Annotated in this window: 35 protein-coding genes; 34 read left to right on the top strand and 1 reads right to left on the bottom strand. The window is 66.7% G+C overall.

What is annotated here, in order from left to right; genetic code table 11:
* Positions 1 to 53 precede the first annotated feature (53 nt).
* From rpsJ to truA, 31 genes are all read left to right on the top strand, one after another.
* Positions 54 to 362, top strand: coding sequence for a 30S ribosomal protein S10 (gene rpsJ / locus ABZS64_RS06415; protein WP_003948644.1), 309 nt, complete (start codon positions 54 to 56; stop codon positions 360 to 362).
* Between the two features lie 14 nt (positions 363 to 376).
* Complete coding sequence (gene rplC, locus ABZS64_RS06410) at positions 377 to 1,021, top strand: 50S ribosomal protein L3 (protein ID WP_327325483.1); 645 nt, start codon at positions 377 to 379, stop codon at positions 1,019 to 1,021.
* A gap of 5 nt (positions 1,022 to 1,026) precedes the next feature.
* Positions 1,027 to 1,677 carry a 50S ribosomal protein L4 gene (rplD, locus tag ABZS64_RS06405; RefSeq protein WP_355823900.1) on the top strand — a complete coding sequence of 217 codons (651 nt, stop codon included), beginning with the start codon at positions 1,027 to 1,029 and terminating at the stop codon, positions 1,675 to 1,677.
* Positions 1,677 to 2,000: a 50S ribosomal protein L23 gene (rplW, locus tag ABZS64_RS06400; RefSeq protein WP_355823897.1), complete on the top strand. Its 324-nt coding sequence runs from the start codon at positions 1,677 to 1,679 to the stop codon at positions 1,998 to 2,000. Before rplD ends, rplW begins: the two co-directional genes overlap by 1 nt.
* Before the next feature lie 40 nt (positions 2,001 to 2,040).
* Positions 2,041 to 2,877, top strand: a complete 837-nt coding sequence (gene rplB, locus ABZS64_RS06395; protein WP_108151510.1) for a 50S ribosomal protein L2 — start codon at positions 2,041 to 2,043, stop codon at positions 2,875 to 2,877.
* Positions 2,878 to 2,889: 12 nt separating this feature from the next.
* On the top strand, positions 2,890 to 3,171 hold the full coding sequence (rpsS, locus tag ABZS64_RS06390) for a 30S ribosomal protein S19 (protein ID WP_142214205.1): 282 nt from the start codon (positions 2,890 to 2,892) through the stop codon (positions 3,169 to 3,171).
* 40 nt (positions 3,172 to 3,211) lie between these two features.
* Positions 3,212 to 3,559, top strand: coding sequence for a 50S ribosomal protein L22 (rplV, locus tag ABZS64_RS06385; RefSeq protein ID WP_004571827.1), 348 nt, complete (start codon positions 3,212 to 3,214; stop codon positions 3,557 to 3,559).
* Positions 3,559 to 4,404: a 30S ribosomal protein S3 gene (gene rpsC / locus ABZS64_RS06380; RefSeq protein WP_355823893.1), complete on the top strand. Its 846-nt coding sequence runs from the start codon at positions 3,559 to 3,561 to the stop codon at positions 4,402 to 4,404. Before rplV ends, rpsC begins: the two co-directional genes overlap by 1 nt.
* A gap of 5 nt (positions 4,405 to 4,409) precedes the next feature.
* Positions 4,410 to 4,829, top strand: coding sequence for a 50S ribosomal protein L16 (rplP, locus tag ABZS64_RS06375; RefSeq protein ID WP_014047785.1), 420 nt, complete (start codon positions 4,410 to 4,412; stop codon positions 4,827 to 4,829).
* Positions 4,829 to 5,053: a 50S ribosomal protein L29 gene (rpmC, locus tag ABZS64_RS06370; RefSeq protein ID WP_040024284.1), complete on the top strand. Its 225-nt coding sequence runs from the start codon at positions 4,829 to 4,831 to the stop codon at positions 5,051 to 5,053. Before rplP ends, rpmC begins: the two co-directional genes overlap by 1 nt.
* Entirely contained in the window at positions 5,053 to 5,337 is a 285-nt protein-coding gene (rpsQ, locus tag ABZS64_RS06365; protein ID WP_142214202.1) for a 30S ribosomal protein S17, read from the top strand. Before rpmC ends, rpsQ begins: the two co-directional genes overlap by 1 nt.
* Positions 5,338 to 5,437: 100 nt before the next feature.
* The gene (gene rplN, locus ABZS64_RS06360; RefSeq protein ID WP_003956455.1) at positions 5,438 to 5,806 is read left to right on the top strand and encodes a 50S ribosomal protein L14; all 369 of its coding nucleotides are present in this window, start codon (positions 5,438 to 5,440) and stop codon (positions 5,804 to 5,806) included.
* A gap of 2 nt (positions 5,807 to 5,808) precedes the next feature.
* Positions 5,809 to 6,132, top strand: a complete 324-nt coding sequence (rplX, locus tag ABZS64_RS06355) for a 50S ribosomal protein L24 (protein WP_142214201.1) — start codon at positions 5,809 to 5,811, stop codon at positions 6,130 to 6,132.
* Positions 6,132 to 6,689: a 50S ribosomal protein L5 gene (gene rplE / locus ABZS64_RS06350; RefSeq protein WP_142214200.1), complete on the top strand. Its 558-nt coding sequence runs from the start codon at positions 6,132 to 6,134 to the stop codon at positions 6,687 to 6,689. The genes rplX and rplE overlap by 1 nt, the downstream gene beginning before the upstream one ends.
* Positions 6,690 to 6,694: 5 nt before the next feature.
* Complete coding sequence (locus ABZS64_RS06345) at positions 6,695 to 6,880, top strand: type Z 30S ribosomal protein S14 (protein WP_003956452.1); 186 nt, start codon at positions 6,695 to 6,697, stop codon at positions 6,878 to 6,880.
* Positions 6,881 to 7,090: 210 nt separating this feature from the next.
* A complete protein-coding gene (gene rpsH / locus ABZS64_RS06340) occupies positions 7,091 to 7,489 on the top strand; it encodes a 30S ribosomal protein S8 (RefSeq protein WP_067163170.1) in 399 nt (132 codons plus the stop codon).
* 21 nt (positions 7,490 to 7,510) lie between these two features.
* Positions 7,511 to 8,050, top strand: coding sequence for a 50S ribosomal protein L6 (gene rplF, locus ABZS64_RS06335; protein WP_355823886.1), 540 nt, complete (start codon positions 7,511 to 7,513; stop codon positions 8,048 to 8,050).
* Between the two features lie 3 nt (positions 8,051 to 8,053).
* Positions 8,054 to 8,437, top strand: coding sequence for a 50S ribosomal protein L18 (gene rplR, locus ABZS64_RS06330; RefSeq protein ID WP_142214198.1), 384 nt, complete (start codon positions 8,054 to 8,056; stop codon positions 8,435 to 8,437).
* Positions 8,438 to 8,483: 46 nt separating this feature from the next.
* Positions 8,484 to 9,089: a 30S ribosomal protein S5 gene (gene rpsE / locus ABZS64_RS06325; RefSeq protein WP_006376045.1), complete on the top strand. Its 606-nt coding sequence runs from the start codon at positions 8,484 to 8,486 to the stop codon at positions 9,087 to 9,089.
* On the top strand, positions 9,089 to 9,271 hold the full coding sequence (gene rpmD, locus ABZS64_RS06320; protein WP_005313525.1) for a 50S ribosomal protein L30: 183 nt from the start codon (positions 9,089 to 9,091) through the stop codon (positions 9,269 to 9,271). Before rpsE ends, rpmD begins: the two co-directional genes overlap by 1 nt.
* A gap of 1 nt (position 9,272) precedes the next feature.
* Entirely contained in the window at positions 9,273 to 9,728 is a 456-nt protein-coding gene (rplO, locus tag ABZS64_RS06315; protein WP_355823882.1) for a 50S ribosomal protein L15, read from the top strand.
* A 252-nt stretch (positions 9,729 to 9,980) separates the two neighbouring features.
* Positions 9,981 to 11,300 carry a preprotein translocase subunit SecY gene (gene secY, locus ABZS64_RS06310; protein WP_355823879.1) on the top strand — a complete coding sequence of 440 codons (1,320 nt, stop codon included), beginning with the start codon at positions 9,981 to 9,983 and terminating at the stop codon, positions 11,298 to 11,300.
* On the top strand, positions 11,300 to 11,959 hold the full coding sequence (locus tag ABZS64_RS06305; RefSeq protein WP_355823876.1) for an adenylate kinase: 660 nt from the start codon (positions 11,300 to 11,302) through the stop codon (positions 11,957 to 11,959). Before secY ends, ABZS64_RS06305 begins: the two co-directional genes overlap by 1 nt.
* A 98-nt stretch (positions 11,960 to 12,057) precedes the next feature.
* Positions 12,058 to 12,900, top strand: a complete 843-nt coding sequence (map, locus tag ABZS64_RS06300) for a type I methionyl aminopeptidase (protein WP_355823873.1) — start codon at positions 12,058 to 12,060, stop codon at positions 12,898 to 12,900.
* A gap of 140 nt (positions 12,901 to 13,040) precedes the next feature.
* Entirely contained in the window at positions 13,041 to 13,262 is a 222-nt protein-coding gene (gene infA, locus ABZS64_RS06295; RefSeq protein ID WP_003956442.1) for a translation initiation factor IF-1, read from the top strand.
* Positions 13,263 to 13,325: 63 nt separating this feature from the next.
* Positions 13,326 to 13,439 carry a 50S ribosomal protein L36 gene (rpmJ, locus tag ABZS64_RS06290; RefSeq protein ID WP_003956441.1) on the top strand — a complete coding sequence of 38 codons (114 nt, stop codon included), beginning with the start codon at positions 13,326 to 13,328 and terminating at the stop codon, positions 13,437 to 13,439.
* Between the two features lie 191 nt (positions 13,440 to 13,630).
* Positions 13,631 to 14,011: a 30S ribosomal protein S13 gene (rpsM, locus tag ABZS64_RS06285; RefSeq protein WP_142214193.1), complete on the top strand. Its 381-nt coding sequence runs from the start codon at positions 13,631 to 13,633 to the stop codon at positions 14,009 to 14,011.
* A 64-nt stretch (positions 14,012 to 14,075) separates the two neighbouring features.
* A complete protein-coding gene (gene rpsK, locus ABZS64_RS06280; RefSeq protein WP_003956432.1) occupies positions 14,076 to 14,480 on the top strand; it encodes a 30S ribosomal protein S11 in 405 nt (134 codons plus the stop codon).
* Positions 14,481 to 14,589: 109 nt separating this feature from the next.
* Entirely contained in the window at positions 14,590 to 15,612 is a 1,023-nt protein-coding gene (locus tag ABZS64_RS06275) for a DNA-directed RNA polymerase subunit alpha (RefSeq protein WP_003956430.1), read from the top strand.
* A 134-nt stretch (positions 15,613 to 15,746) separates the two neighbouring features.
* Positions 15,747 to 16,235, top strand: coding sequence for a 50S ribosomal protein L17 (gene rplQ, locus ABZS64_RS06270; RefSeq protein WP_324986086.1), 489 nt, complete (start codon positions 15,747 to 15,749; stop codon positions 16,233 to 16,235).
* Positions 16,236 to 16,312: 77 nt separating this feature from the next.
* Complete coding sequence (gene truA / locus ABZS64_RS06265) at positions 16,313 to 17,182, top strand: tRNA pseudouridine(38-40) synthase TruA (RefSeq protein WP_355823870.1); 870 nt, start codon at positions 16,313 to 16,315, stop codon at positions 17,180 to 17,182.
* On the opposite strand, the gene ABZS64_RS06260 is transcribed toward truA, so the two are convergent.
* Positions 17,153 to 18,136: a hypothetical protein gene (locus ABZS64_RS06260; RefSeq protein ID WP_355823868.1), complete on the bottom strand. Its 984-nt coding sequence runs from the start codon at positions 18,134 to 18,136 to the stop codon at positions 17,153 to 17,155. The genes truA and ABZS64_RS06260 overlap by 30 nt on opposite strands.
* Before the next feature lie 55 nt (positions 18,137 to 18,191).
* Between ABZS64_RS06260 and ABZS64_RS06255 the strand changes: the two genes are divergently transcribed.
* From ABZS64_RS06255 to rpsI, 3 genes are all read left to right on the top strand, one after another.
* Positions 18,192 to 19,814, top strand: coding sequence for an ATP-binding cassette domain-containing protein (locus tag ABZS64_RS06255; protein WP_355823865.1), 1,623 nt, complete (start codon positions 18,192 to 18,194; stop codon positions 19,812 to 19,814).
* 656 nt (positions 19,815 to 20,470) lie between these two features.
* Positions 20,471 to 20,914, top strand: a complete 444-nt coding sequence (gene rplM / locus ABZS64_RS06250) for a 50S ribosomal protein L13 (protein ID WP_266381617.1) — start codon at positions 20,471 to 20,473, stop codon at positions 20,912 to 20,914.
* Between the two features lie 42 nt (positions 20,915 to 20,956).
* A complete protein-coding gene (gene rpsI, locus ABZS64_RS06245; protein ID WP_355823860.1) occupies positions 20,957 to 21,484 on the top strand; it encodes a 30S ribosomal protein S9 in 528 nt (175 codons plus the stop codon).
* The last annotated feature ends 133 nt before the right edge of the window (positions 21,485 to 21,617 follow it).

Genomic DNA, 21,617 nt, shown 5'->3' with positions numbered 1-21,617 from the left:
GGCGCAGCCTCCCGAGTTCCAGAGCGTTTCGAGAGACAGGACTACTAGTAGCCATGGCGGGACAGAAGATCCGCATCCGGCTCAAGGCCTACGACCACGAGGTCATCGACTCCTCGGCGAAGAAGATCGTCGAGACGGTGACCCGCACTGGTGCGTCGGTCGCGGGCCCGGTGCCGCTGCCCACTGAGAAGAACGTGTACTGCGTCATCAAGTCGCCGCACAAGTACAAGGACTCGCGCGAGCACTTCGAGATGCGCACGCACAAGCGCCTGATCGACATCCTCGACCCGACGCCCAAGACCGTTGACTCGTTGATGCGCCTGGACCTTCCGGCCGGCGTTGACATCGAGATCAAGCTCTGAGAGGCGCGGAGAAGATGGCAAAGCAGATCAAGGGCGTCCTGGGCGAGAAGCTCGGCATGACCCAGGTCTGGGACGAGAACAACCGTGTCGTCCCGGTGACCGTCGTCAAGGCCGGGCCCTGCGTCGTTACCCAGGTCCGTAAGAACGACATCGACGGCTACGAGTCGGTCCAGATCGCCTTCGGCGAGATTGACCCGCGCAAGGTGAACAAGCCCCTCAAGGGTCACTTCGCCAAGGCCGACGTAACCCCGCGCCGCCACCTGGTGGAGCTCCGTACCTCCGACGCCAGCGAGTACACGCTCGGCCAGGAGATCACTGCCGCGGTGTTCGAGTCCGGCGTCAAGGTTGACGTCACGGGCAAGAGCAAGGGCAAGGGCTTCGCCGGTGTCATGAAGCGTCACAACTTCAAGGGCCTCGGCGCCGGTCACGGTACCCAGCGCAAGCACCGCTCGCCCGGTTCCATCGGTGGCTGCGCCACCCCTGGGCGTGTCTTCAAGGGCATGCGCATGGCGGGCCGCATGGGTAACGAGCGGGTCACCACCCAGAACCTGACCATCCACGCGGTTGACGCGGAGAAGGGCCTGCTGCTCATCAAGGGCGCGGTTCCTGGTCCGAACGGCGGCCTCGTCCTCGTCCGCACTGCGGCCAAGGGGGTCTGAGGACTATGAGCACCATTGACATTCTGTCGCCCTCCGGCGACAAGTCCGGGACCGTCGAGCTCCCGGCCGAGATCTTCGACGCCAAGGTCAGCATCCCGCTGCTCCACCAGGTCGTCGTCGCGCAGCTGGCCGCCGCCCGTCAGGGCACGCACAAGGTCAAGCGTCGTGGCGAGGTCCGTGGTGGCGGTAGGAAGCCTTACCGCCAGAAGGGCACCGGCCGCGCGCGCCAGGGTTCGACCCGTGCGCCGCAGTTTGCCGGCGGTGGCGTCGTCCACGGCCCCACGCCGCGTGACTACTCGCAGCGGACGCCGAAGAAGATGAAGGCCGCCGCCCTGCGCGGTGCCCTCTCCGACCGGGCCCGCAACAGCCGTATCCACGTCGTCACCGGCGTGGTCGACGGCGGCGTCTCCACGAAGGCCGCGAAGACCCTGCTGGGCAAGATCAGCGAGCGCAAGCATGTGCTCCTGGTTGTCGAGCGGGCCGACGAGGCCGCGTGGCTCTCCGCCCGCAACCTGCCCCAGGTGCACCTCCTGGAGCCGGGCCAGCTGAACACGTACGACGTGCTCGTCTCCGACGACGTGGTCTTCACCAAGGCCGCCTTCGAGTCCTTCGTGTCTGGCCCCAAGGCCGATGAGACCGAAGGGAGCGACGCCTGATGTCCGAGGCGACCGTAACCAGCAAGACCTTCTCGGACCCGCGTGACGTTCTCGTCAAGCCGGTTGTCTCCGAGAAGAGCTACGCCCTGCTCGACGAGAACAAGTACACGTTCATCGTCGCGCCCGGCTCCAACAAGACCCAGATCAAGCAGGCCGTCGAGGCGGTCTTCTCGGTCAAGGTCACCGGGGTCAACACGATCAACCGTCAGGGTAAGCGCAAGCGCACCAAGACCGGTTTCGGCAAGCGCGCCAACACCAAGCGCGCCATCGTGACCCTCGCTGAGGGCGACCGTATCGACATCTTCGGCGGTCCGACCGCCTAACGGCGGTCTGGATCGTCCGGAATCGGACGAGGACTGAGAAATGGGAATCCGCAAGTACAAGCCGACGACGCCGGGCCGCCGTGGCTCCTCCGTCGCCGACTTCGTCGAGATCACGCGGTCCACGCCGGAGAAGTCGCTGGTCCGCCCGCTGCACAGCAAGGGCGGCCGTAACAACACCGGTCGTGTGACCGTCCGTCACCAGGGCGGTGGCCACAAGCGCGCCTACCGCGTGATCGACTTCCGTCGTCACGACAAGGACGGCGTGCCGGCCAAGGTCGCTCACATCGAGTACGACCCGAACCGCACCGCGCGCATCGCGCTTCTGCACTACGCAGACGGCGAGAAGCGCTACATCATCGCGCCCAAGGGCCTGACGCAGGGCGACCGTGTCGAGAACGGCCCGGCCGCCGACATCAAGCCCGGCAACAACCTGGCGCTGCGCAACATCCCGGTCGGTACGACCATCCACGCCATCGAGCTGCGGCCCGGCGGCGGCGCGAAGTTCGCCCGTTCCGCGGGTGCCTCCGTGCAGCTGCTGGCGAAGGAGGGCACGATGGCCCACCTTCGTATGCCGTCCGGCGAGATCCGGCTGGTCGACGCCCGCTGCCGCGCCACCATCGGCGAGGTCGGCAACGCCGAGCAGTCGAACATCAACTGGGGCAAGGCCGGCCGTCTGCGCTGGAAGGGCGTCCGCCCGACCGTCCGCGGTGTCGCCATGAACCCGGTCGACCACCCGCACGGTGGTGGTGAGGGCAAGACCTCCGGTGGTCGCCACCCGGTCAGCCCGTGGGGTCAGAAGGAGGGTCGTACTCGCTCGCCGAAGAAGGCATCGAGCAAGTACATCGTCCGCCGCCGCAAGACGAACAAGAAGCGCTAGGAGCGGGTTTAGATGCCGCGCAGTCTCAAGAAGGGGCCCTTCGTCGACGACCACCTGATCAAGAAGGTGGACGTACAGAACGAAGCAGGCACCAAGAACGTCATCAAGACCTGGTCCCGTCGCTCGATGATCATCCCGGCCATGCTCGGCCACACGATCGCGGTGCACAACGGCAAGACCCACGTCCCGGTGTTCGTCACCGAGTCGATGGTCGGCCACAAGCTCGGCGAGTTCTCGCCGACTCGCACCTTCCGCGGCCACGTCAAGGACGACCGGAAGTCGAAGCGCCGCTAACGCGGGGTGACTGACTATGACTTACACCGAAGGGACAACCATGGAAGCCAGGGCCCAGGCGCGGTACATCCGCGTCACGCCCATGAAGGCCCGCCGCGTGGTGGACCTCATCCGTGGCATGGATGCCACGGAGGCTCAGGCGGTCCTGCGTTTCGCCCCGCAGGCCGCGAGCGTGCCGGTTGGCAAGGTGCTTGACAGCGCCATTGCCAACGCTGCACACAACTACGACCACACCGACGCCTCTTCGCTGGTCATCAGCGAGGCGTACGTGGACGAGGGCCCGACCCTGAAGCGGTTCCGTCCGCGTGCTCAGGGCCGTGCCTACCGGATCCGTAAGCGGACCAGCCACATCACCGTGGTCGTCAGCAGCAAGGAAGGAACCCGGTAATGGGCCAGAAGGTTAACCCGCATGGGTTCCGGCTCGGCATCACCACGGACTTCAAGTCCCGTTGGTACGCCGACAAGCTGTACAAGGACTACGTCAAGGAAGACGTCGCCATCCGTCGGATGATGACGTCCGGCATGGAGCGCGCCGGCATCTCGAAGGTTGAGATCGAGCGCACCCGTGACCGCGTGCGGGTGGACATCCACACCGCGCGTCCCGGCATCGTCATCGGCCGCCGTGGCGCCGAGGCCGACCGCATCCGCGGCGATCTCGAGAAGCTCACGGGCAAGCAGGTTCAGCTGAACATCCTCGAGGTCAAGAACCCCGAGGTCGACGCTCAGCTGGTCGCGCAGGCCGTTGCCGAGCAGCTGTCCTCCCGCGTCTCCTTCCGTCGGGCCATGCGTAAGAGCATGCAGTCGTCGATGAAGGCCGGCGCCAAGGGCATCAAGATCCAGTGTGGCGGCCGTCTCGGCGGCGCCGAGATGTCCCGCTCGGAGTTCTACCGCGAGGGCCGTGTGCCCCTGCACACGCTCCGTGCGAACGTCGACTACGGCTTCTTCGAGGCCAAGACGACCTTCGGCCGTATCGGTGTGAAGGTCTGGATCTACAAGGGCGACGTCAAGAACATCGCCGAGGTCCGCGCCGAGAACGCCGCTGCGCGCGCCGGTAACCGTCCGGCCCGTGGCGGCGCTGACCGCCCGGCCGGCCGCGGTGGCCGTGGTGGCGAGCGTGGTGGCGGTCGCGGCCGCAAGCCGCAGCAGCAGTCCGCGCCGGCTGCCGAGGCCCCCAAGGCCGACGCTCCCGCCGCCGCTGCCGCTCCGGCTGAGAGCACCGGAACGGAGGCCTGACCGACATGCTGATCCCCCGTAGGGTCAAGCACCGCAAGCAGCACCACCCGAAGCGCAGCGGTATGTCCAAGGGTGGTACGCAGGTTGCGTTCGGCGAGTACGGCATTCAGGCCCTCACTCCGGCGTACGTGACCAACCGCCAGATCGAGGCGGCTCGTATCGCGATGACCCGCCACATCAAGCGTGGCGGCAAGGTCTGGATCAACATCTACCCGGACCGCCCGCTGACGAAGAAGCCTGCCGAGACCCGCATGGGTTCCGGTAAGGGCTCCCCCGAGTGGTGGATCGCGAACGTCAAGCCCGGTCGGGTGATGTTCGAGCTGTCCTACCCGAACGAGAAGATTGCGCGTGAGGCGCTTACCCGCGCTGCTCACAAGCTTCCGATGAAGTGCCGGATCGTGCGGCGCGAGGCAGGTGAGTCGTGATGGCGGCCGTTACTAAGGCGTCCGAGCTGCGCGAACTGGGCGACGAGGAGCTTGTTGCCAAGCTTCGCGAGGCCAAGGAAGAGCTGTTCAACCTCCGCTTTCAGGCGGCGACCGGTCAGCTCGAGAACCACGGTCGGCTGAAGGCCGTCCGCAAGGACATCGCGCGGATCTACACCCTGATGCGTGAGCGCGAGCTGGGCATCGAGACGGTGGAGAGCGCCTGATGAGCGAGAGCAACGTGACTGAGAACAAGACCGACCGCGGATTCCGCAAGACCCGTGAGGGTCTGGTCGTCAGCGACAAGATGGACAAGACCGTCGTCGTCGCTGTCGAGGACCGCGTGAAGCACGCGCTGTACGGCAAGGTCATCCGCCGTACCAACAAGCTCAAGGCGCACGACGAGCAGAACGCTGCCGGCGTCGGCGACCGCGTCATCATCATGGAGACGCGTCCGCTGTCGGCGACCAAGCGCTGGCGCATCGTCGAGATCCTCGAGAAGGCCAAGTAATTACTTGAAGGGGTAACCCTTCGAGTCAGTTCCGCCAGGCTCGGCCGGGGCTGTCCAGTACAGCCCCGGCCGGGAACCGGCAGACAAACAGGAGATAGACGTGATCCAGCAGGAGTCGCGACTGCGTGTCGCCGACAACACTGGTGCCAAGGAGATCCTTTGCATCCGTGTTCTCGGTGGCTCCGGTCGCCGCTACGCGGGCATCGGTGACGTCATTGTCGCCACCGTCAAGGACGCGATCCCCGGTGGCAACGTGAAGAAGGGTGACGTCGTCAAGGCGGTCATCGTTCGCACCGTGAAGGAGCGCCGCCGCCAGGACGGCTCGTACATCCGCTTCGACGAGAACGCCGCTGTCATTCTGAAGAACGACGGCGACCCTCGCGGCACCCGTATCTTCGGCCCGGTGGGCCGTGAGCTGCGCGAGAAGAAGTTCATGAAGATCATCTCGCTCGCGCCGGAGGTGCTGTAAGCATGAAGATCAAGAAGGGCGACCTGGTTCAGGTCATCACCGGCAAGGACAAGGGCAAGCAGGGCAAGGTCATCGCGGCCTTCCCCCGCGAGGACCGCGTCCTGGTCGAGGGTGTCAACCGGGTCAAGAAGCACACCAAGGCCGGTCAGACCGCTCGCGGTTCGCAGACCGGTGGCATCGTCACGACCGAGGCCCCTGTCCACGTGAGCAACGTTCAGCTCGTCGTGGAGAAGGACGGCAACAAGGTCGTCACGCGCGTCGGTTACCGCTTCGACGACGAAGGCAACAAGATCCGCGTTGCCAAGCGGACGGGTGAGGACATCTGATGGCTACCACCACCACTCCGCGTCTGAAGACGAAGTACCGCGAGGAGATCGCGGGCAAGCTGCGTGAGGAGTTCTCGTTCGAGAACGTCATGCAGGTTCCCGGCCTCGTCAAGATCGTGGTCAACATGGGTGTGGGCGACGCCGCCCGCGACTCCAAGCTGATCGACGGCGCGATTCGCGACCTCACCACGATCACCGGCCAGAAGCCGGCCGTCACCAAGGCCCGTAAGTCCATCGCGCAGTTCAAGCTGCGTGAGGGCCAGCCGATCGGTGCCCACGTCACGCTTCGTGGCGACCGCATGTGGGAGTTCCTGGACCGCACCCTGTCGCTCGCGCTTCCGCGCATCCGCGACTTCCGTGGCCTGTCCCCCAAGCAGTTCGACGGCCGTGGCAACTACACCTTCGGTCTCACGGAGCAGGTCATGTTCCACGAGATCGACCAGGACAAGATCGACCGCGTCCGGGGTATGGACATCACCGTGGTCACCACGGCGACCAACGACGCTGAGGGCCGCGCGCTCCTTCGTCACCTCGGCTTCCCGTTCAAGGAGGCGTAAGCGAGATGGCGAAGAAGGCTCTTATTGCCAAGGCTGCTCGTAAGCCCAAGTTCGGTGTGCGCGCCTACACCCGCTGCCAGCGCTGTGGGCGTCCGCACTCCGTGTACCGCAAGTTCGGCCTGTGCCGCGTGTGCCTTCGTGAGATGGCTCACCGTGGCGAGCTGCCGGGCGTGACCAAGAGCTCCTGGTAATTCCCTACTTGGGAATTACCGGAGGCTCTCGGTAAGTATCTGGTCGGCGGGAGCCCTCCTTCACATGCCGTAGGCTTGTGGGGTTGGGCGCCCGCCGCCCTGACCGACTTACTACGCCGTAGGTCCCCGCACCGCACCCGTCCCGCCACTGAGTGGGGAGAGGGATGGCGCATACAGGAAACCCCGGCGAGAGAGGCCGAAGGCCAATTCATGACCATGACTGATCCCATCGCAGACATGCTCACGCGTCTGCGTAACGCGAACTCGGCGTACCACGACACCGTCGTGATGCCGCACAGCAAGATCAAGTCGCACATCGCGGAGATCCTCCAGCAGGAGGGCTTCATCACCGGCTGGAAGGTCGAGGACGCCGAGGTCGGCAAGAACCTCGTCCTGGAGCTGAAGTTCGGCCCGAACCGCGAGCGTTCGATCGCCGGCATCAAGCGCATCTCCAAGCCGGGTCTGCGCGTGTACGCGAAGTCCACCAATCTGCCGAAGGTTCTCGGCGGCCTGGGCGTGGCGATCATCTCCACGTCCCACGGTCTCCTGACCGGTCAGCAGGCAGGCAAGAAGGGCGTAGGTGGGGAAGTCCTCGCCTACGTCTGGTAGTAGGGAACGGAGGAAAAGCTAATGTCGCGAATCGGCAAGCTCCCCATCCAGGTTCCCGCCGGTGTGGACGTCACCATCGATGGCCGTACGGTCGCCGTGAAGGGCCCCAAGGGTTCCCTCTCCCACACCGTTGCCGCGCCGATCGATGTCACCAAGGGCGAGGATGGCACCCTGCAGGTGCTGCGCCCGAACGACGAGCGTCAGAACAAGGCCCTGCACGGCCTGTCCCGCACGCTGGTGGCGAACATGATCACCGGCGTGACCCAGGGTTACGTCAAGGCGCTCGAAATCAGCGGTGTCGGTTACCGCGTCGCCGCGAAGGGCTCCAACCTGGAGTTCCAGCTCGGCTACAGCCACTCGATCCTGGTGGAGGCGCCCGAGGGCATCTCCTTCAAGGTCGAGTCGCCGACCAAGTTCTCGGTCGAGGGTATCGACAAGCAGAAGGTCGGCGAGGTCGCCGCGAAGATCCGCAAGCTGCGCAAGCCCGACCCGTACAAGGCCAAGGGCGTCAAGTACGCGGGCGAGGTTATCCGCCGCAAGGTCGGAAAGGCGGGTAAGTAAGCCATGGCATACGGTGTAAAGATCGCCAAGGGTGACGCGTACAAGCGCGCCGCCATCAAGCGTCGCCACATCCGCGTGCGCAAGCACATCTCGGGTACGCCGGAGCGTCCGCGCCTCGTCGTGACGCGCTCCAACCGCAACATCGTTGCGCAGGTCATCGACGACATCGCGGGCCACACGCTCGCGTCGGCGTCGACCCTGGACACCTCGATCCGCGGCGGCGAGGGCGACAAGAGCGCCCAGGCCAAGCAGGTCGGCGCACTTGTCGCCGAGCGTGCTAAGGCTGCGGGCGTCGAGGCCGTCGTGTTCGACCGTGGTGGCAACAGGTACGCCGGGCGCATTGCCGCTCTGGCTGACGCCGCCCGCGAAGCCGGGCTGAAGTTCTAAGCCCCGGTTCCGGGACTAACGGACGTAACAGAGAGAGGTAAATCCAATGGCTGGACCCCAGCGCCGCGGAAGCGGTGCCGGTGGCGGCGAGCGGCGGGACCGGAAGGGTCGCGACGGTGGCGCTGCTGCCGCCGAGAAGACCGCCTACGTTGAGCGCGTTGTCGCGATCAACCGCGTTGCCAAGGTTGTGAAGGGTGGTCGTCGCTTCAGCTTCACCGCGCTGGTCGTGGTGGGCGATGGTGACGGCACCGTCGGTGTCGGTTACGGCAAGGCCAAGGAGGTGCCGGCCGCCATCGCCAAGGGTGTTGAGGAGGCCAAGAAGCACTTCTTCAAGGTCCCCCGTATCCAGGGCACCATCCCGCACCCGATCACGGGCGAGAAGGCTGCGGGCGTCGTCCTGCTCAAGCCTGCTTCCCCCGGTACCGGCGTTATCGCCGGTGGCCCGGTGCGTGCCGTCCTGGAGTGCGCCGGCGTTCACGACATCCTGTCGAAGTCGCTCGGCTCGTCCAACGCGATCAACATCGTGCACGCGACCGTGGCGGCCCTCAAGGGCCTGCAGCGTCCCGAGGAGATCGCGGCTCGCCGTGGTCTGCCGCTCGAGGACGTCGCCCCCGCGGCTCTGCTTCGTGCACGTGCGGGAGCGGGTGCGTAATGGCCCGCCTCAAGATCACGCAGACGAAGTCGTACATCGGAAGCAAGCAGAACCACCGCGACACCCTTCGTTCGCTCGGGCTCAAGCGCCTGAACGACGTGGTTGTCAAGGAGGACCGTCCCGAGTTCCGCGGCATGGTGCACACCGTCCGCCACCTCGTCACGGTTGAGGAGGTCGACTGACATGGCGGAGAACAACCCGCTGAAGGTCCACAACCTCCGGCCCGCCCCGGGCGCCAAGACCGCCAAGACCCGTGTGGGTCGTGGTGAGGCGTCCAAGGGTAAGACCGCTGGTCGTGGTACCAAGGGCACCAAGGCCCGTTACCAGGTTCCGGAGCGCTTCGAGGGTGGGCAGATGCCCCTCCACATGCGTCTCCCGAAGCTCAAGGGCTTCAAGAACCCGTTCCGCACCGAGTACCAGGTCGTGAACCTGGACAAGCTGGCCGCGCTCTACCCGCAGGGTGGCGAGGTCACTGTGGCCGATCTGGTCGACAAGGGTGCGGTTCGCAAGAACAGCCTCGTCAAGGTCCTCGGCCAGGGCGAGATCTCCGTGGCGCTGCAGGTGACGGTTGACGCCGTCTCCGGCGCCGCCAAGGAGAAGATTGCCGCTGCCGGCGGCACCGTCACCGAGCTCGTCTGAGACGAGTTCGATGGCTGAAAGCTGAAAACCGACCGGGGATGCCTCTCAAATGGGGCATCCCCGGTTGGTCGTTCCTAGGGGGGCACATCCGCCGGTAAGGTGGCGTGCACTGTTGCTGTAAACAAAGAGGGTTCTGCCCCCTTGGCCGCTCGGTCTGACCCACTAAGATCGTGCGGATTTGCCTGATACGTATTCGTTGATCCTCAATACCGTCACCTCTGACGCAGTAGCGCGGGGGTCGCAGGAGGCACCGTGCTCACCGCGTTCGCCCGGGCGTTCAAGACGCCCGACCTGCGCAAGAAGCTGCTCTTCACGCTCGCCATCATCGTGCTGTACCGGCTGGGGTCACACATCCCGGTCCCGGGCGTCGATTACCAGAACGTACAGACCTGTGTTGATGCGGCCCAGAAGGGCAACAACAGCCTGTTCGGTCTGGTGAACATGTTCAGTGGCGGGGCGCTGCTGCAGATCACCATCTTTGCGCTGGGCATCATGCCGTACATCACGGCGAGCATCATCCTGCAGCTGCTGACCGTGGTCATTCCGCGGCTGGAGGCCCTCAAGAAGGAGGGCTCTTCCGGCACGGCGAAGATCACGCAGTACACCCGCTATCTGACCGTCGCCCTCGCCGTGCTCCAGGGCACCGGCCTGGTGGCGACGGCCCGCAGCGGTGCGCTCTTCAGCGGCTGCCAGGTCGCCGACCAGATCGTTCCGGACCGCTCGATCTTCACCACCATCGTCATGGTGACCACCATGACCGCGGGCACCGCCGCCGTCATGTGGCTCGGTGAGCTCATCACCGACCGCGGCATCGGCAACGGCATGTCGATCCTGATGTTCATCTCGATCGCCGCCGGTTTCCCGGGCGCCCTGTGGGCCATCAAGCAGAGCGGCAAGCTCGCCAAGGGCTGGATCGAGTTCAGCACCGTCATCCTGATCGGCTTCGTGATGGTCGCCCTGGTCGTCTTCGTCGAGCAGGCTCAGCGCCGTATCCCCGTGCAGTACGCGAAGCGCATGATCGGGCGGCGTTCGTACGGTGGGACGTCCACGTACATCCCGCTCAAGGTGAACCAGGCGGGTGTGATTCCCGTCATCTTCGCCTCGTCGCTGCTCTACATCCCGGCGCTGGTCGCCCAGTTCTCCAACTCCCAAGCGGGCTGGAAAACTTGGATCCAGCAGCACTTCGTCAAGGGTGACCACCCGTACTACATCGCGACGTACTTCCTGTTGATCGTGTTCTTCGCCTTCTTCTATGTGGCGATCTCGTTCAACCCCGAGGAAGTCGCGGACAACATGAAGAAGTATGGTGGCTTCATCCCGGGTATCCGGGCAGGTCGACCTACTGCCGAGTACCTGAGCTACGTGCTCAACAGGATCACTTGGCCGGGCTCGCTGTACCTGGGTCTGATTGCTCTTGTCCCGACGATGGCGTTGGCAGGCTTCGGAGGCGCGAACCAGAACTTCCCGTTCGGCGGGACGAGCATCCTGATCATCGTGGGTGTGGGTCTGGAGACCGTGAAGCAGATCGAGAGCCAGCTCCAGCAGCGCAATTACGAAGGGTTCCTCCGCTGATGCGAATCGTCCTCGTCGGACCGCCCGGTGCCGGCAAGGGAACGCAGGCCGCGTACCTTGCCAAGAACCTGTCGATCCCGCACATCTCCACGGGCGACCTCTTCCGCGCCAACATCAGCCAGGGCACGGACCTCGGTCTGCAGGCCAAGGCGTACATGGACGCGGGAGACCTGGTGCCCGACGAGGTCACCATCGGCATGGCCAAGGACCGGATGGAACAGCCGGACGCCGAAGGCGGCTTCCTGCTGGACGGCTTCCCGCGCAATGTCTCGCAGGCCGAGGCGCTGGACGCGATGCTGAAGTCCGAGGGCATGACGCTGGACGCGGTGCTCGACCTGGAGGTCCCCGAGGACGAGGTCGTGAAGCGGATCGCGGGTCGCCGCATCTGTCGCAACGACTCCAGCCATGTCTTCCACGTCACGTACTCCCGGCCGCAGCAGGACGGTGTCTGCGACATCTGCGGCGGTGACCTCTACCAGCGCGACGACGACTCCGAGGAGACCGTGCGCCGGCGCCTCGAGGTCTACCACACGCAGACCGAGCCGATCATCGACTACTACCGGGCGCAGAACCTGGTGGTCACGATCTCCGCGCTCGGCAAGGTCACGGACGTGACGCAGCGGGCGATGGACGCGCTGAAGAAGTCCGCGAAGAGCTGAGCAGTACCCCGTAGTAACTCCAGGTACGGCCGCGGTGTCCGACGGACGCCGCGGCCGTACTGTTGAGCAGAGACACGTCAGAGGTGGAAGGCAAGGCCATGGTGCAGATCAAGACCCCGGAGCAGATCGCGAAGATGCGTGAGGCGGGGCTGGTCGTCGCCGCGATTCATGCGGCGACGCGTGAGGCCGCGGTGCCCGGCGCCACCACCAAGGATCTGGACGAGGTCGCCCGCAAGGTGATCGCCGACCACGGTGCGAAGTCGAACTTCCTCGGGTACGGCGGCTTCCCCGCAACCATCTGCACCTCGGTCAACGAGGTGGTCGTGCACGGCATCCCGGACGAGAAGACCGTCCTCAAGGACGGCGACATCATCTCGGTCGACGCCGGCGCGATCATCGACGGCTGGCACGGCGACGCGGCGTACACCGTCTTCGTGGGCAGCGGTCACGCTCCGGAGCTGATCGAACTCTCCCGGGTGACCGAGGAGTCGATGTGGGCCGGTATCGCCGCGATGAAGAACGGCAACCGGCTGGTGGACGTCTCCCGCGCGATCGAGACGTACATCCGCCGCCAGCCCAAGCCGGGCGGCGGACGGTACGGGATCATCGAGGAGTACGGCGGCCACGGCATCGGCACCGAGATGCACATGGACCCGCATCTGCTGAACTACGTCGCGCGCAAGCGCGGCAAGGGCCCGAAGCTGGTCCCCGGCTTCTGCCTGGCGATCGAGCCGATGGTCTCGCTGGGCACCCCGCACACCGAGGTGCTGCAGGACGACTGGACGGTCATCACGACGGACGGCACGTGGTCGTCGCACTGGGAGCACTCGGTGGCCCTGACGGAGGAAGGCCCGCTGGTGCTCACGGCGCCCGATGGCGGTAAGGCGAAGCTGGCGGAGCTGGGCATTACGGCCGCGCCGGATCCGCTGGCCTCTGCTTAAGGATCTTCGCGAGTGGGCAAACTTGCCGGATTCGTCTTTTCGGATGGCCTGACGTAGACTGATGCGTCGGCTCTCGTGTACTCGTGTGTCCGCATACAGCGACGAGAGTCGATCAAGGTAGCCGATTCGAAAGGCGAAGCGTGGCCAAGAAGCAAGGTGCCATCGAAATTGAGGGCACCGTGATCGAGTCCCTCCCGAACGCCATGTTCAAGGTGGAACTCCAGAACGGTCACAAGGTCCTCGCGCACATCTCCGGCAAGATGCGGATGCACTACATCCGTATTCTCCCGGACGACCGGGTCGTCGTGGAGCTGTCTCCGTACGACCTGACGCGTGGCCGGATCGTCTACCGATACAAGTAGATCTTGCCCCCGCACCCCGCTCCGGCGTGGGTGGTGGCACTGACCCGGAGAACCTCACATCCCATGAAGGTCAAGCCGAGCGTCAAGAAGATCTGCGACAAGTGCAAGGTGATCCGCCGTCACGGTCGGGTCATGGTCATCTGCGACAACCTGCGCCACAAGCAGCGCCAGGGCTGAAGCACGACCTGCACCTCGCAGTTTTTCGCGCGACGCAAGTAACAGGTACATACGCAGAGCCCGTCCAAGCCACGGCTGACGACACCTCCGGCGGGGGCCGGGGACCCGGGCCGTACCACCTCTCCTCCGGGAGAGGTCGGCGGTCGGGAGCGGTTCTGTGGAAGACCCCCGAAAACAACTGGAGCCATTGAATGGCACGCGTTTCAGGTGTTGACATCCCGCGCGATAAGCGTGTGGAGGTTGCCCTCACCTACGTCTTCGGCATCGGGCGCACCCGGTCCAAGGAGATCCTCGCCACCACCGGCGTGAACCCGAACACCCGCGTTCGTGACCTGGCCGAAGAGGACCTCGTCAAGATCCGCGAGTACGTCGACGCCAACCTCCGCACCGAGGGTGACCTCCGTCGCGAGGTTCAGGCCGACATCCGCCGCAAGGTCGAGATCGGCTGCTACCAGGGTCTGCGGCACCGCCGTGGCCTGCCGGTCCACGGTCAGCGCACCAGCACGAACGCTCGTACCCGCAAGGGCCCGCGTCGCGCCATCGCCGGTAAGAAGAAGCCGGGCAAGAAGTAGTCCTCAGCGGACGCTCATCAGCGGTCTTCGCTGTAGGACCGACCACCTCCCGTAGGAGATATAGATGCCCCCCAAGGGTCGTCAGGGCGCTGCCAAGAAGGTGCGCCGCAAGGAAAAGAAGAACGTCGCTCACGGGCACGCCCACATCAAGAGCACGTTCAACAACACGATCGTCTCGATCACGGACCCCTCGGGCAACGTGATCTCCTGGGCCTCCGCCGGCCACGTCGGCTTCAAGGGCTCGCGCAAGTCCACTCCCTTCGCCGCGCAGATGGCCGCCGAGTCGGCCGCCCGCCGCGCGCAGGAGCACGGCATGCGCAAGGTTGACGTCTTCGTCAAGGGTCCCGGCTCCGGCCGTGAGACCGCGATCCGCTCCCTCCAGGCCACGGGCCTCGAGGTCGGTTCGATCCAGGACGTCACCCCCACCCCGCACAACGGCTGCCGCCCCCCGAAGCGTCGCCGCGTCTGACCCCTCGCGGGTAGGACTTTCCGGGCGGTATGGCGCTTCGGTGCCGTACCGCCCGTACCCTTGTTCCGTTGGCATCAAATAGTGGGTGCCAAGACTGGAGGCATTTCTCATGCTTATCGCTCAGCGTCCTTCGCTGACCGAAGAGGTCGTCGACGAGTACCGCTCACGGTTCGTGATCGAGCCGCTGGAGCCGGGCTTCGGCTACACCCTCGGTAACTCGCTCCGCCGTACGCTCCTCTCCTCGATCCCCGGCGCTGCTGTCACCAGCATCCGGATCGACGGTGTCCTGCACGAGTTCACCACCGTGCCGGGTGTCAAGGAGGACGTCACCGACCTCATCCTGAACATCAAGCAGCTGGTCGTCTCCTCGGAGCACGACGAGCCGGTCGTAATGTACCTGCGCAAGCAGGGTCCCGGCCTGGTCACCGCTGCTGACATCGCCCCGCCGGCCGGCGTCGAGGTCCACAACCCGGACCTCGTTCTCGCGACGCTGAACGGCAAGGGCAAGCTGGAGATGGAGCTGACCGTCGAGCGCGGTCGCGGCTACGTCTCCGCCGTGCAGAACAAGCAGGTGGGCCAGGAGATCGGCCGTATCCCGGTCGACTCCATCTACTCGCCGGTGCTCAAGGTCACGTACAAGGTCGAGGCGACCCGTGTCGAGCAGCGCACCGACTTCGACAAGCTGATCGTCGATGTCGAGACCAAGCAGGCCATGCGTCCGCGTGACGCCATGGCGTCGGCCGGTAAGACCCTGGTCGAGCTGTTCGGTCTGGCGCGCGAGCTCAACATCGACGCCGAGGGCATCGACATGGGTCCGTCCCCGACGGACGCCGCGCTCGCTGCCGACCTGGCGCTGCCGATCGAGGAGCTCGAGCTCACCGTTCGTTCGTACAACTGCCTCAAGCGCGAGGGCATCCACTCCGTGGGTGAGCTCGTTGCCCGCTCGGAGGCCGACCTGCTCGACATCCGCAACTTCGGTGCGAAGTCGATCGACGAGGTCAAGGCGAAGCTGGCCGGCATGGGCCTGGCCCTCAAGGACAGCCCGCCCGGATTCGACCCGACCGCCGCCGCCGACGCCTTCGGCGCCGACGACGACGCGGACGCGGGCTTCGTGGAGACCGAGCAGTACTGAGCCGCTGTTCCGGCGGTTGAGGAGTTGTCCTCAATCGCCGGACAGGCTTGATCTTGATTTCCGGCGGGCGGCCGCCCGCCGGTAGCTGACACCGGTACCTGATACGGCCGGTGCAGATCACAAGGAGAAACACCATGCCGCGTCCCACCAAGGGAGCCCGTTTCGGCGGCAGCGCCGCGCACGAGCGTCTGCTTCTCGCGAACCTCGCGAAGTCGCTGTTCGAGCACGGCCGCATCACGACGACCGAGGCCAAGGCCCGCCGCCTGCGTCCGGTCGCCGAGCGCCTGATCACCAAGGCGAAGAAGGGCGACATCCACAACCGTCGCCTGGTGCTGCAGACGATCACCGACAAGGGCATCGTCCACACGCTCTTCACCGAGATCGCTCCGCGCTACGCCGAGCGCCCGGGTGGCTACACCCGCATCACCAAGATCGGCAACCGTCGTGGCGACAACGCCCCGATGGCTGTGATCGAGCTGGTCGAGGGTGAGATCGCCAAGAAGGCGACCGTCGCCGAGGCCGAGGCCGCCACCAAGCGTGCGGTCAAGGAGTCCGAGACCAAGGCCGCCGAGGCCGAGGTCGTCGAGGACGCCAAGCCGGCCGATGAGGCCAAGGACGCCTGAGCGTTCTGACCTGGCTGTGCGAGCGGGCCCGTTCCCTCCGGGGAGCGGGCCCGTTCCGCTTTGAGAGGATCTGATACGTGAGTGATGAGGTGGAGCCCGGACACGTCCGGGTGCGGCTGGACCTGTCGTACGACGGCAAGGACTTCTCCGGCTGGGCCAAGCAGCCCCGTGGGCGGCGGACCGTCCAGGGGGACATCGAGGACGCGCTGCGTACGGTGACGCGGTCCTCGCGGACATACGAACTGACCGTCGCCGGGCGGACGGACGCCGGCGTACACGCGCGCGGGCAGGTCGCGCACGTGGATCTGCCCGAGGACGTGTGGGCCGAGCACCGCGAGAAGCTGCTGAAGCGGCTGGCCGGGCGGCTCGCGCGCGATGTGCGGATCTGGCGGGTCGAAGAGGCTCCGGCCGGGTTCAACGCGCGCTTCTCGGCGATCTGGCGGCGGTACGCGTACCGGGTGACCGACAACCCCGGTGGCGTCGATCCGCTGCTGCGCGGTCATGTGCTGTGGCACGACTGGCCGTTGGACGTCGATGCCATGAATGCCGCCGCCGAGAGGCTGACCGGCGAGCACGACTTCGCGGCGTACTGCAAGAAGCGCGAGGGCGCCACGACCATCCGGACGCTGCATCAGCTCTCGTGGGAGCTGGACAAGGCAGGCATCATCACCGCGACCGTCCGGGCCGATGCCTTCTGCCACAACATGGTGCGCTCGCTGGTGGGCGCGCTGCTGTTTGTGGGGGACGGGCACCGGCCGGTGGAGTGGCCGGCGAAGGTGCTGGCCGCGGGCGTACGGGACTCGGCCGTCCATGTGGTGCGGCCGCACGGGCTCACGCTGGAGGAAGTCGGTTACCCCGCCGACGAGTTGCTGGCCGCCCGGAACCGGGAGGCCCGCAACAAGCGGTCGCTGCCCGGGTCAGCCGGCGGGAGCGGTGGCTGCTGCTGAGGCCTGGGCCTCGCCGCGCCTGCGGATCTGACGGAACGTGAACTCTCCCAGGTCGTCGCCGATCTGGAAGGCCTTGGCGTCGCCCTTGGTGACGGACTTGGCCTTGATGTAGCCGGTGTAGGTGAAGTAGGCATACCGGCCGTAGGAGTTGTACGTGGACCGGCAGACCGGACCACCCTTGCAGAAGGTCGGGACGCCGGCGCCGGGCAGCGGCGCGATGCTGCCGGACGCCTGCTGCACGGCCTTCTTGGCCTTGGCCTCGTTCTCGAACGTGGCGACGCCGACGGTGACCGCGATGCCGCCCGCGCTGTAGGTGGCGCGGAAGACCTGGTCGCAGCCGTTGCTTTCGAGGACCGAGCCGAGGGCGCCCTGGGTCGCTGAGGCGCAGTTGCCGGTGCGGGCGGTGGCGCCCTTGGCGTAGACCCGCTCGCCCATCGTCAGCTTCCTGCCCGGGAAGAGGGTCTCCGCGCTGAGCGGTGCGGTGTCCTTCTTCCGGTCCGAGATGAAGTCCTTCGGGTCCGGCGGCGGCAGCGGCGCGACCGAGGAGAAGGACGGCTCGGGCTGCGTGGTGTCGCTGGGCAGGTCCTGTGGCGCGGGCAGCTGGCTCGCGTTCTTGTCCGAAGCCGCGTTGCCCTCATCGCTGTTGGAGGAGACGATCGCGGTCGCCACGATGCCGGCGATCGCGGCGGTGGCGAGTGCGCCGCCGCCGATCAGCAGCCAGCGCTTGCGGCGGGTGCGGGCCGCGGAGGCGTCGGCGAGCGCCGCCCAGTCCGGGGTGTTGTCCGCCGCTGCCGCCCTGGCCCGCAGGCCGAACGGGTCCGGGACGGCTTGGCCCGGGTTGTACGGGTCTTGTGCGCCGTACGGGTCTTGCGCCCGGTACGGGTCCTGCCCTCCGTACGGATCCTGGTTCTGTCCACCGGACCCCCACTGAGGTCCCCCCTGCCCAAAGCTCATGCCGCGCATCCTAAACCTGTTGGGCCGGGGGGACGTCGGCGGTGAGAATCGGAGCATGGGACATCTTGAGGCGGCGCATCTGGAGTACTACCTACCTGACGGGCGGGTGCTCCTCGGCGACGCCTCGTTCCGCGTGGGCGAGGGCGCGGTGGTCGCCCTGGTCGGGGCGAACGGCGCGGGCAAGACGACACTGCTGCGGCTGATGGCGGGTGAGCTGCAGCCGCACGGCGGGACGGTGTCATCGAGCGGCGGGCTCGGCGTGATGCGGCAGTTCGTCGGATCGGTACGGGACGAGCGGACCGTACGCGACCTGCTGGTGTCGGTGGCCCAGCCGCGGATCAGGGAAGCGGCCGCGGCGGTGGATGCCGCGGAGCATCTGATCATGACGGTCGACGACGAGGCCGCGCAGATGAAGTACGCGCAGGCGCTGAGCGACTGGGCTGAGGCGCGGGGGTACGAGGCCGAGACGGTCTGGGACATGTGCACGACGGCGGCGCTGGGTGTTCCCTACGAGAGCGCGCAGTGGCGGCACGTCCGCACGCTCAGCGGGGGCGAGCAGAAGCGGCTGGTGCTGGAGGCGCTGCTGCGGGGGCCCGACGAGGTGCTGCTGCTCGACGAGCCGGACAACTATCTGGACGTGCCGGGCAAGCGGTGGCTCGAGGAACGGCTGAAAGAGACCCGTAAGACGGTCCTCTTCGTCTCGCACGACCGCGAGCTGCTGGCCAGGACCGCGGAGAAGATCGTGGCCGTGGAGCCGGGGCCCGCGGGGTCGGACGTGTGGGTGCACGGCGGGGGCTTCGGGACGTTCCACGAGGCGCGGCGGGAGAGGTTCGCGCGGTTCGAGGAGCTGAAGCGGCGCTGGGAGGAGGAGCATGCGCGGCTGAAGGCGCTGGTGCTGCGGCTGCGGCAACAGGCGGCGATCAGCCCGGACATGGCGTCGCGGTACCGGGCGATGCAGACCCGCTTCAAGAAGTTCGAGGAGGCGGGGCCGCCGCCGGAGCCGCCGCGGGAGCAGGACATCCGGATGCGGCTGCGCGGCGGGCGGACCGGGGTGCGCGCGCTGACCTGCGCGGGGCTTGAGCTGACCGGCCTGATGAAGCCGTTCTCGCTGGAGATTTTCTACGGGGAGCGGGTCGCCGTGCTGGGCTCGAACGGGTCCGGGAAATCCCACTTCCTGCGGCTGCTGGCCGGAGACGCCTCGGTGGCGCACAACGGGGAGTGGAAGCTGGGTGCGCGGGTGGTGCCGGGGCACTTCGCGCAAACGCATGCGCATCCGGAGCTGCTGGCGCGGACGCTGGTCGACATTCTGTGGACGGAGCACGCGAAGGACCGGGGCGGGGCGATGAGTGTGCTGCGCCGGTACGAGCTGGAGGGGCAGGGGGACCAGCGCTTCGAGAAGCTGTCGGGCGGACAGCAGGCGCGGTTCCAGATCCTGCTGCTCGAGCTGGCGGGCACGACGGCGCTGCTCCTGGACGAGCCGACGGACAACTTGGACCTGGAGTCGGCGGAGGCGCTGCAGGAGGGTCTCGAGGCGTACGAGGGGACGGTGCTGGCGGTGACGCACGACAGGTGGTTCGCGAAGTCGTTCGACCGGTATCTGGTGTTCGGCTCGGACGGGGTGGTGCGGGAGGCGGGGGAGCCGGTGTGGGACGAGGGGAGGGTGGAACGGGTGCGGTGACGGGGCGCCGGGGGCCGCCGTGCCGGTGCGGTGGCGGGCGGGGCGTGTGGGGCCGGGGGCGGGGCGTGTCGGGCGGTGGCGGGCGGGGGCGCCTGCGGCGGGCTGTTCCCCCACCCCGCCCCTTCCCTGAACCGGGGCTCCCGCCCAGGGACCCCGCGAGGCGGCAGCTTCGCGCCGCCGGGCGCCCAGAGGAGCTCGATCACGCCGCCGGACACGGGCGGGGGCTCTGCCCCGGACCCCAGGGAGGGCCGGGGCTGCGCCCGGGCCGCCACAGCGGGGCGGGAACTTTGAGCCGGGGGCGGCACCCGCGGGCTGCGCCGTGCGTCCGGGGCCCGGCGGGGGTGGCACCGGCCCTGCTGTGGCGGGCCCACGCGGCCCGCGCGGCGGGAACCGGCCATGGCTCGCAGGCGCGCATTTTGACCCAGGTGGGGGACCGCGGGTATTCTTCTGGTTCGTTATGCGTATTGGCTTGCTCTATCTCACGTGAGGGGCCCTTACGCCGGTCCACCGGGCCGATGACCAGCGGCAGGCACTCGGGTTGCGTCCCCGTAGCGCCGCCAAGGCTGTCGTGATCGTCCGGGTGACCTGTCAGGACCCTTCCCCTAAGCCTTGGGGCTTGGGGAGGCCCCATCACTGAAGAAGCGAAGGCTACGACCGTGCGTACGTACAGCCCCAAGCCCGGCGATGTCACGCGCCAGTGGCACATCATCGACGCGCAGGACATTGTCCTGGGCCGTCTGGCGACTACGGCAGCGAACCTCCTCCGGGGCAAGCACAAGCCGATTTACGCCCCCCACATGGACATGGGCGACTTCGTCATCATCATCAACGCCGAGAAGGTTCACCTCTCCGGCAACAAGAAGACCCAGAAGATGGCGTACCGCCACTCCGGGTACCCGGGTGGTCTGCGCTCCGTCCGCTACGACGAGCTGCTTGCCAAGAGCCCGGAGAAGGCCGTGGAGAAGGCCATCAAGGGCATGATCCCCAAGAACACCCTGGGCCGTCAGATGCTCTCGAAGCTGAAGATCTACGCGGGCGAGAACCACCCGCACGCTGCTCAGCAGCCGGTCCCGTTCGAGATCACCCAGGTCGCGCAGTAGTTCCGGCCACCCCCTAAGAACGAAAGAAATCTGAGGAGAATCGTGGCCGAGACCACTGCAGAGACCGCCGTCGAGGGCACCGAGGGCGAAGAGACCTTCGCCGAGGTGACCACCTTCGAGTCGGAGACCCCCGTCGAGGGCGAGTACACCAGCGAGTCGCTGGCGTCCCGCTTCGGCGACCCCCAGCCGGCTGCCGGCCTGGGCCGTCGTAAGAACGCCATTGCCCGCGTCCGGATCGTCCCGGGCACCGGCAAGTGGAAGATCAACGGTCGCACCCTTGAGGAGTACTTCCCCAACAAGGTGCACCAGCAGGAAGTCAACGAGCCCTTCAAGGTGCTCGAGCTCGACAACCGCTACGACGTCATCGCCCGCATCTCGGGTGGCGGCGTCTCCGGCCAGGCCGGCGCCCTGCGCCTCGGTGTGGCCCGCGCGCTGAACGAGGCGGACGTTGACAACAACCGCCCGGCGCTCAAGAAGGCCGGCTTCCTCTCCCGCGACGACCGTGCGGTCGAGCGCAAGAAGGCCGGTCTGAAGAAGGCCCGCAAGGCCCCGCAGTACAGCAAGCGCTAAACGCTCGCTGGCCTGTACGGCTTTCGTTCGCCCCGGCGGCACTCAGTGCTGCCGGGGCGTTCTTTTATCGACTACCTCGGGCGTATAACGGGCTATGGCGCTCAGGGGCTTGCATTTTCGGAGCATTTCGGAG

The sequence above is a fragment of the Streptomyces sp. NPDC005408 genome (assembly GCF_040606445.1).
GTDB lineage: Bacteria > Actinomycetota > Actinomycetes > Streptomycetales > Streptomycetaceae > Streptomyces.
Note: the sequence above shows the minus strand (reverse complement) of the source record. Positions and strands in the feature narration are given on the sequence as shown.

Excerpts from the sequence above, each read along its gene's own strand:
- ABZS64_RS06255 (WP_355823865.1), top strand. The coding sequence starts at position 18,192 with ATGGGACATCTTGAGGCGGCGCATCTGGAGTACTACCTACCTGACGGG.
- ABZS64_RS06260 (WP_355823868.1), bottom strand. The coding sequence starts at position 18,136 with ATGAGCTTTGGGCAGGGGGGACCTCAGTGGGGGTCCGGTGGACAGAAC.
- rpsE (WP_006376045.1), top strand. The coding sequence starts at position 8,484 with ATGGCTGGACCCCAGCGCCGCGGAAGCGGTGCCGGTGGCGGCGAGCGG.
- rpsS (WP_142214205.1), top strand. The coding sequence starts at position 2,890 with ATGCCGCGCAGTCTCAAGAAGGGGCCCTTCGTCGACGACCACCTGATC.
- rplW (WP_355823897.1), top strand. The coding sequence starts at position 1,677 with ATGTCCGAGGCGACCGTAACCAGCAAGACCTTCTCGGACCCGCGTGAC.
- rpsH (WP_067163170.1), top strand. The coding sequence starts at position 7,091 with ATGACCATGACTGATCCCATCGCAGACATGCTCACGCGTCTGCGTAAC.
- rplD (WP_355823900.1), top strand. The coding sequence starts at position 1,027 with ATGAGCACCATTGACATTCTGTCGCCCTCCGGCGACAAGTCCGGGACC.
- rplO (WP_355823882.1), top strand. The coding sequence starts at position 9,273 with ATGGCGGAGAACAACCCGCTGAAGGTCCACAACCTCCGGCCCGCCCCG.
- rplX (WP_142214201.1), top strand. The coding sequence starts at position 5,809 with ATGAAGATCAAGAAGGGCGACCTGGTTCAGGTCATCACCGGCAAGGAC.
- rplB (WP_108151510.1), top strand. The coding sequence starts at position 2,041 with ATGGGAATCCGCAAGTACAAGCCGACGACGCCGGGCCGCCGTGGCTCC.
- rplQ (WP_324986086.1), top strand. The coding sequence starts at position 15,747 with ATGCCGCGTCCCACCAAGGGAGCCCGTTTCGGCGGCAGCGCCGCGCAC.
- rplF (WP_355823886.1), top strand. The coding sequence starts at position 7,511 with ATGTCGCGAATCGGCAAGCTCCCCATCCAGGTTCCCGCCGGTGTGGAC.
- ABZS64_RS06275 (WP_003956430.1), top strand. The coding sequence starts at position 14,590 with ATGCTTATCGCTCAGCGTCCTTCGCTGACCGAAGAGGTCGTCGACGAG.
- rpsK (WP_003956432.1), top strand. The coding sequence starts at position 14,076 with ATGCCCCCCAAGGGTCGTCAGGGCGCTGCCAAGAAGGTGCGCCGCAAG.
- rplC (WP_327325483.1), top strand. The coding sequence starts at position 377 with ATGGCAAAGCAGATCAAGGGCGTCCTGGGCGAGAAGCTCGGCATGACC.
- rpsC (WP_355823893.1), top strand. The coding sequence starts at position 3,559 with ATGGGCCAGAAGGTTAACCCGCATGGGTTCCGGCTCGGCATCACCACG.
- rpsJ (WP_003948644.1), top strand. The coding sequence starts at position 54 with ATGGCGGGACAGAAGATCCGCATCCGGCTCAAGGCCTACGACCACGAG.
- rpmJ (WP_003956441.1), top strand. The coding sequence starts at position 13,326 with ATGAAGGTCAAGCCGAGCGTCAAGAAGATCTGCGACAAGTGCAAGGTG.
- rpmC (WP_040024284.1), top strand. The coding sequence starts at position 4,829 with ATGGCGGCCGTTACTAAGGCGTCCGAGCTGCGCGAACTGGGCGACGAG.
- rplV (WP_004571827.1), top strand. The coding sequence starts at position 3,212 with ATGGAAGCCAGGGCCCAGGCGCGGTACATCCGCGTCACGCCCATGAAG.
- ABZS64_RS06305 (WP_355823876.1), top strand. The coding sequence starts at position 11,300 with ATGCGAATCGTCCTCGTCGGACCGCCCGGTGCCGGCAAGGGAACGCAG.
- rplR (WP_142214198.1), top strand. The coding sequence starts at position 8,054 with ATGGCATACGGTGTAAAGATCGCCAAGGGTGACGCGTACAAGCGCGCC.
- ABZS64_RS06345 (WP_003956452.1), top strand. The coding sequence starts at position 6,695 with ATGGCGAAGAAGGCTCTTATTGCCAAGGCTGCTCGTAAGCCCAAGTTC.
- rpmD (WP_005313525.1), top strand. The coding sequence starts at position 9,089 with ATGGCCCGCCTCAAGATCACGCAGACGAAGTCGTACATCGGAAGCAAG.
- rplE (WP_142214200.1), top strand. The coding sequence starts at position 6,132 with ATGGCTACCACCACCACTCCGCGTCTGAAGACGAAGTACCGCGAGGAG.
- rpsQ (WP_142214202.1), top strand. The coding sequence starts at position 5,053 with ATGAGCGAGAGCAACGTGACTGAGAACAAGACCGACCGCGGATTCCGC.
- map (WP_355823873.1), top strand. The coding sequence starts at position 12,058 with ATGGTGCAGATCAAGACCCCGGAGCAGATCGCGAAGATGCGTGAGGCG.
- rpsM (WP_142214193.1), top strand. The coding sequence starts at position 13,631 with ATGGCACGCGTTTCAGGTGTTGACATCCCGCGCGATAAGCGTGTGGAG.
- rplP (WP_014047785.1), top strand. The coding sequence starts at position 4,410 with ATGCTGATCCCCCGTAGGGTCAAGCACCGCAAGCAGCACCACCCGAAG.